The organism is uncultured Caballeronia sp., assembly GCF_964243625.1.
Taxonomy (GTDB): Bacteria; Pseudomonadota; Gammaproteobacteria; order Burkholderiales; family Burkholderiaceae; genus Caballeronia.
Map to the genome: position 1 here is coordinate 1 of NZ_CAXTGZ010000322.1, position 6,804 is coordinate 6,804.

General features: G+C 61.9%; 4 protein-coding genes. 2 read left to right on the top strand and 2 right to left on the bottom strand.

Annotation, left to right across the window (positions count from 1 at the left end; genetic code table 11):
* The coding region (locus ACFFAR_RS20320; protein ID WP_375508352.1) for a nitrate/nitrite transporter at positions 1-907 on the top strand (907 nt) is incomplete at its 5' end.
* A 57-nt stretch (positions 908-964) separates the two neighbouring features.
* Here the strand turns inward: ACFFAR_RS20320 and ACFFAR_RS20325 are convergent.
* Positions 965-2,839: an ABCB family ABC transporter ATP-binding protein/permease gene (locus tag ACFFAR_RS20325; protein ID WP_375508353.1), complete on the bottom strand. Its 1,875-nt coding sequence runs from the start codon at positions 2,837-2,839 to the stop codon at positions 965-967.
* A 278-nt stretch (positions 2,840-3,117) separates the two neighbouring features.
* Here ACFFAR_RS20325 and ACFFAR_RS20330 point away from each other — a divergent pair, with 278 nt between their 5' ends.
* The gene (locus ACFFAR_RS20330; protein WP_172811905.1) at positions 3,118-3,528 is read left to right on the top strand and encodes an acyl-CoA thioesterase; all 411 of its coding nucleotides are present in this window, start codon (positions 3,118-3,120) and stop codon (positions 3,526-3,528) included.
* Here ACFFAR_RS20330 and ACFFAR_RS20335 read toward each other — a convergent pair.
* Complete coding sequence (locus tag ACFFAR_RS20335; RefSeq protein WP_174364408.1) at positions 3,474-6,659, bottom strand: EAL domain-containing protein; 3,186 nt, start codon at positions 6,657-6,659, stop codon at positions 3,474-3,476. The genes ACFFAR_RS20330 and ACFFAR_RS20335 overlap by 55 nt on opposite strands.
* Positions 6,660-6,804: the final 145 nt, after the last annotated feature.

Sequence of the window (6,804 nt, forward strand, 5' to 3'; positions counted from 1 at the left end):
CGCCGATGCCTTCGGCTGGAAGATGGCGACCGCCGCCGCATTGCCCCTGCTCGCCATCACGGCAATTGCGTTGTTTGCGTGGGCATCGGATAGCGGGGTGAAAAGCGGTAGCACATCGCGCGCGATGGTCAGTTTCGGCATCACGTTAGCCGGTTTGATCGCCCTGGTGCTGGCGGTGTATGGCGGTGTGTTCGGCGGGGGACGCACGGGCGTCCTGTTGTTGCCGGGGCTGGGCGCGTTGCTCGCCATTGCCGTGTTGCCGAAACATTATCGCGCGGTGCTTGGCGAGCGCGATACGTGGGTCGTCATGCTGATCTACAGCATCACGTTCGGCGGGTTTGTCGGCATGTCTTCGTATGTGACGTTGCTGCTGACCAATCTTTATCAAATGCCGAAGATCGAAGCCGGCCTCTTCATGGCGATGCTCGCAGCGCTCGGCGCTATTGTGCGGCCGTTTGGCGGGTATCTTGCCGATCGCGTCACGGGCGTGCGTGCGCTGCTCGTCTTGCTTGCTGTGATCGCGGCGGCTGATTTCGCTTTTGCTATCTGGATGCCGCCGGTGGCGGGCGGTATAGCGTTGCTGGTTTGCCTTTATCTGTGCTTCGGGCTTGGCAATGGCTCGACGTTCCAGCTCGTGCCGCAAAGGTGGAAAGGCAAAACGGGATTGTTATCCGGAATTGTTGGCGCTGCGGGCGGGATTGGCGGGTTCTATCTGCCCGTGATCATGGGGATGGCAAGGGAAAGTACCGGAAGCTATCAAATGGGCTTCGCGACGTTCGGCGTGCTGGCCGTGTTCGCGTTCGGCTTCCTGCTGGCGCTGCGTACGCAGTGGCTTACGTGGGCATCGCCGGAAATGGTCGGCGTTGGGCCGGGCGGTTCCGGCACGCTGGTGCACGCCACGGAATAACGTCAAGCAGCCCAGACCAAGAAGCGTCGATGCCTTTCGCCGGCATCGACGCTTTTTTCATGCCCGCACCGCTTCTATGGAGTCCGCCGGCTCCGCCGCCTTCTGCTGCTGCAACGCCCACATCTGCGCAAACAGGCCTCCGGCGCGCACCAGCTCCGCGTGCGTCCCGCGCTCCACAATGCGTCCGTGATCCATCACGATGATCTGCTGCGCATGCACGACCGTCGACAACCGGTGCGCGATGATCAGCGTCGTACGTTCCCGTGCGATCAGGTCGAGTTCATGCTGGATTGCGCGTTCGGATTTCGAATCGAGTGCGGACGTGGCTTCGTCGAAGATGAGGAGCGGCGGGTTCTTCAACAGCGCCCGCGCAATCGCCACGCGCTGCTTCTCGCCACCCGACAATTTCAGCCCGCGCTCACCGACCGGCGTTTCGTACCCGGCCGGCAAGCTTTCGATGAAATCATGAATATGCGCTGCGCGCGCCGCCGCGATCACTTCATCGCGCGAAGCCGATGGCCGGCCATACGCAATGTTGTAGTAGATCGAATCGTTAAACAGCACCGTATCCTGCGGCACGATCCCAATCGCCGCGCGCAGTGAATCCTGCGTGACGTCGCGAATGTCCTGGCCATCGAGCAGAATCCGTCCGCCTTGCTCGCGCTCCAGATCATAGAAACGAAAGAGCAATCGGCCAAGCGTCGACTTGCCCGAACCGCTGTGGCCGACCACCGCAGTCGTGGTCCCTGCGGGAATGGTGAAGTCCACGTCATGCAGGATCTTCCGCGAACTCTCGTAGGAAAAGCTCACGTTTTCGAAGCGCACTTGCGCACCGTTGACGGCAAGCGGCAGCGCGTCGGGCGCGTCGGGCACTTCCCGCCCGGCGCCAAGCAGCGTGAACATGCGGTCCATGTCCGTGAGACTCTGCTTGAGTTCGCGATACACCACGCCGAGGAAATTCAGCGGAATATAAAGCTGCAGCATGAACGTGTTGATCAGCACGAGATCGCCGAGCGTGAGGCGTCCTGCAATCACGCCTTGCGTTGCGCGCCACAAGATGAACACGAGTCCCGTGCCGATAATGAACTGCTGTCCGAAGTTGAGCACCGACAAGGACCGTTGCGAGCGGATCGCCGCCGCGCGGTATCGAAGCAGATTTTCGTCGTAACGCTGCGCTTCCCATTCCTCGTTGCCGAAGTACTTCACGGTTTCGTAGTTCAACAACGAATCAATAGCGCGTGAATTCGCCCTTGAATCGAGCTCGTTCATGGTGCGGCGAAAATGCGTGCGCCATTCGGTGAGCTTGATCGTGAAGACCACGTACGTGGCGAGCGCAATCAGCGTGACGACGGCGTAATACGCTTCGTACTTCGTCACAAAAAAGCCGAGCACGAGGCCGACTTCAACGAGCGTCGGCAGGATGCTGTAAAGCGAATAAGAAACGAGTTGCTGAATGCCGCGCGTGCCGCGTTCAATATCGCGCGACATGCCGCCGGTCTGCCGTTCGAGATGAAACCGCAGCGACAACGAATGCAGGTGCCGGAATACCTTCAGCGCAAGCTGCCGCACGGCGCTTTCGGTGACCTTCGCAAACAGGATCTCGCGCAATTCGGTGAAAAGCGACGTCGACAGACGCACAATTGCATATGCCACCACGAGCAATCCCACGCCGCTGATCAGGATGATCGCAGCCGAATCCTGCGCGCGTCCGAGCGCGGTCAGATGCTGGATGGAACTGAGGCTGTCGATGACCTTCTTCATCACGATCGGCACGCCCAGGTTCGCCACCTTCGCGCCGATCAGGCACGTGAGTGCAAACGCCACGCGCCATTTGTACGTGGTCAGGTACGGCAGCAGCGAGCGAATGGTCTGCCAGTCGTTGCGCGGACCTTTGGCAAGGGGAACAGGTTCGGAAGGCGAATTGCGGCGCATGGATTCGAGGTCTGCAGAGGTCCGCGCCGCATACTGAAACGACGCTGGACACAGGATGTATCGGGGGCGGGCGCCCGTCTCAGAATGCGGGCTTTCCCGTACAATTCGATGATTACCCCGCGCGGCCGGCTGGTAAAGCGGGCGTAGCACTCGCTGCTAAAAGTCCGCTAAACGAGCCAAGATCGCTCATGCGCGGGGCAACATCGTTTAATCCTGCATTGTCGCAGAAGGCGCAACGGCGCGCTTCACAGCCGGAACGCGAAAGCGCCACCTTTCTCATGGAACTCAAGCTCGTGACCGATTCTTTGCAACTCCCGAACAAGCCGGTCGCACTGCGCGTAGTGCCGCAACCGTCCGATGCCAACGTCCACGGCGATGTCTTCGGCGGCTGGATCATGGCGCAGGTGGACATAGCAGGATCGATCCCGGCGAGCCGGCGCGCGAACGGGCGCGTGGCGACCATCTCCGTCAATTCATTCGTATTCAAGCAGCCCGTCTTCGTGGGCGACCTGCTGAGCTTTTATACGGATATCGTGAAGACGGGGAATACCTCGGTGACTGTTTCCGTCGAGGTCTACGCGCAGCGCATGAGCCTCGCGCAAGACGTCGTCAAGGTGACCGAAGCGACGCTGACTTATGTGGCGACCGACAGCGACCGGCGTCCGCGCGCCTTGCCGGCCCTCGACTGACCCACGCTGCCGGGCGTTCCGTTGCGCGCGGCGGTCCACTTGTGGCTGTTGAGCAAGAGCCCGGGGATATCCTCGGCCGGCAGCGGCGCCGAGAAGAAAAAGCCCTGCATTTCGTCGCAGTCGCGGGCAATCAGGAAGTCGAGCTGCGCCGACGTTTCCACGCCCTCTGCGATCACCTGCAATTCGAGCGAATGCGCGAGCGCGATGATCGCCGACGTGATGGTCTCGTTGCCACTCGGCGTGCCGATATCCGCAACGAACGAGCGGTCGATCTTCAGCCGGTGCACCGGGAAACGCTTGAGATAAGCGAGACTTGAATACCCGGTGCCGAAGTCGTCGATGGCGATCCCAACACCGAGCGCCGCCAGATCGGACAAAGTGGTCACCGCTTCATCAGCGTTGTGCATGATTGCGCTTTCGGTCAGCTCCAGCTCCAGGAACTTTGGCTCGAGCCCCGTCTCGGTCAACACCGACGTCACCAGTTCCCGGATGTCGCGCTGCTGGAACTGCCGCGCCGACAAATTCACCGACATCCGCACGAACGGCAAGCCTTCCTCCTGCCACGCCTTGTTTTGCCGGCACGCTTCGCGCAATACCCACTCGGCCAATGGCCCGATAAGCCCGCATTCTTCCGCGATGGGAATGAACGAATTCGGCGATACCAGCCCGAACTCCGGGTCCATCCAGCGGACAAGGGCCTCCATGCCGACGACATCGCCGGTCTTGAGATCGACTTGAGGCTGGTAGTGCAGCAGGAATTCGCCATCGCGCAACGCACGCCGCAAACGCAGTTCGACGTTCATTCGCGCGCCCACGTTCGCGTTCATTTCAGGCTGATAGAACTGGTAGGTGTTGCGCCCCATGTCCTTCGCGCGATACATCGCCAGATCCGCTTTCTTGAGCACGGTCTCGGCGTCCGCGCCGTCTTGCGGGAAGAGGCTAGCGCCCATGCTGCAGCCCACGTACAGTTCCGTTCCGTCGAGCCATACCGGGTCTGAAATCGCGCTGCGCACGCGCTCCATCCATCTGATCAGCGCGCTCTCGCACGCAATGTCGGGCAGCACCGCGACGAACTCGTCGCCGCCGTGACGCGCAATGGTGTCGCCCGTACGGCCGCACCGCGCAAGCCGTTCGGCGACCACGGACAGCAGACGATCACCCATGCTGTGCCCGAGGCTGTCATTGACGTTCTTGAAGCCATCGAGATCGACGAAAACCACCGCGAGCGTCGTGTCGCCGGCACGCGCGCGCTCGATTGCGTCCTGCAGCCGGTCGCGCAGCAAATTGCGGTTGGGCAGGCGCGTAAGAGCGTCGTAGTTGGCCTGGTATTCGAGCTGTTCCTGGTATCGGATGACTTCGGTGACGTCGTTGATCACGCCCACGTGATGCGTCGTTTGCCCGTTTGCATCGGGTACGGGCGCGACCAGAAGCTGATTCCAGAACAGCACGCCATCTTTTCGATAATTGCGCAGTACCGCGCTTACTTCGCGGTTTGCGGCGAGACCCGCGCGGATCGCGTTGAGCCCTTCCTGTTCGAGATCCTCGCGCTGCAGGAAACGGCAATCCCGGCCAACGATATCCGACGGGTCGTAACCCGTGATGCGCTTGAACGCCGGATTCGCATATTCGATCACGTTGCCCTTGGCAGTCGTCGAAGTGATCAGCACGGCGTTCACGCACGCGTCGAGTGCCCGGCTTTGCAGGCGCAGCGCGAGTTCAGAGCGCTTGCGGCCGGTAATGTCGTCGTAGGAACCCAGCACGCCGATGATCCGTCCCGCCCCGTCGAGTAACGGCAGCTTGCTCGTCAACGACGTCCGCAACTCGCCGCCGACAAAAAAATCCCGTTCCTGATTCATGACCGGCTGCCCGGTCGCGATAACCAGATTGTCCTCGGCGCGAAGCAGTTTGCCGGACGCGGCCCACGGCAACGCGCAATCGGTCATGCCGACGACCTGTTCCTTGCTGGCGAGCCCGGCATCGCGGGCAAACGCGGAGTTGCAGCCAAGATAGCGCGAATCGAGATCCTTCCAGAAAATGCGCTGCGGGATGTTGTCGATAAGCGATTCCAGCATCTGCTTCGAGCGCCGCGCTTCGGTCTCCGCGTTGATCCGGTCGGTGACGTCGTTGGCCAGCATGAAGATGCCTGGCTGCCCCGAATACGTCAGCGCATGCGATGAGATGTCGGCGCTGACCTCGACGCCATCATGGCGCTTGTGACGCCACACGCCCGCCGAATGCTGGCTTCCCGGATGATCGCCGGCGCTGCGCGCCAGCAGCGCGGCGAAGTTCTGGAAGTCGTCGCCGGCGTGCAGATCGCGCACGGTCATCGTGAGGAATTCGAGTTCGTTGTAGCCGTAATGCGAGAGCGCCGCCGGATTGACCGCGACGAAACGGTACGTGTCGGCCTCGACGATCCACATGGGCACCGGATGCGCGTCGAAGAGATCGCGGAAACGCTCGTTGCTGCGCTGCATGGCCCGCGCGATGCGCAGCTTGTCGCGCGACGAACGCTCGTGGCTCGCGAAGGTGTACATGAGCGCGGCGGCGCCCGCGAGCATCGACACGATCAGCAGGAACACCGCGCGGCTCGACGCACGTGCGGAATCGTTCAAGGTCGCGGCGAGCGAATCGGCTTCCTTCGCGCGCAGTTGCGTCAGCTCGACATCGAGCGCTTCCTGGTCTTCGCTCAGGCGCACGAACGCGGCGCGCGCCCAGTCGCGTTCGGCGCCGGGTGCGTCGGCGGCAGCGCGTTCGAACGCCGAATGCGCGTCGCGCTTGGCGATGCGCGCGCTTTCCGCGAGGCCGTCGAAGGCGTTTTGCATGCCGGGCTCGAATGCGAACTGCGCGCGCAGGCCGCTTTCCAGCGCGTCGATATGCGATTCGATATCCGCCCGGACATCGGCGGGTTTGAGCACGCCGGTCGCTTCATACCGGCCGATTTCGGGAAGACTGTCGCCAAGCGCGCTTCGATACACATCGAGGTCGCGCATCAGGCTGAGCGAGCGGCGGGTGCGGACATCGGCATCGCCTTGCAGCCCGATCTGCTCGTACGCGACGAACGCGTTCGCGCCCATCGCCACGAGGACGACCGCGATGTTGACCAGCAGACGGCGCGAAAAGAGTGATTTCATGGTTCCGATAACCGTCACGACGCGCGCTCGAGGGAATGAAACGCGAGTCGTCGGTTCGAATACAGGTTATCGGCGGGGAAACGCGGGAATTTAGAGCAGGCGCTTAATCAGCCAGGCCAAACTCTTTCATGGCGGGGACGAAATC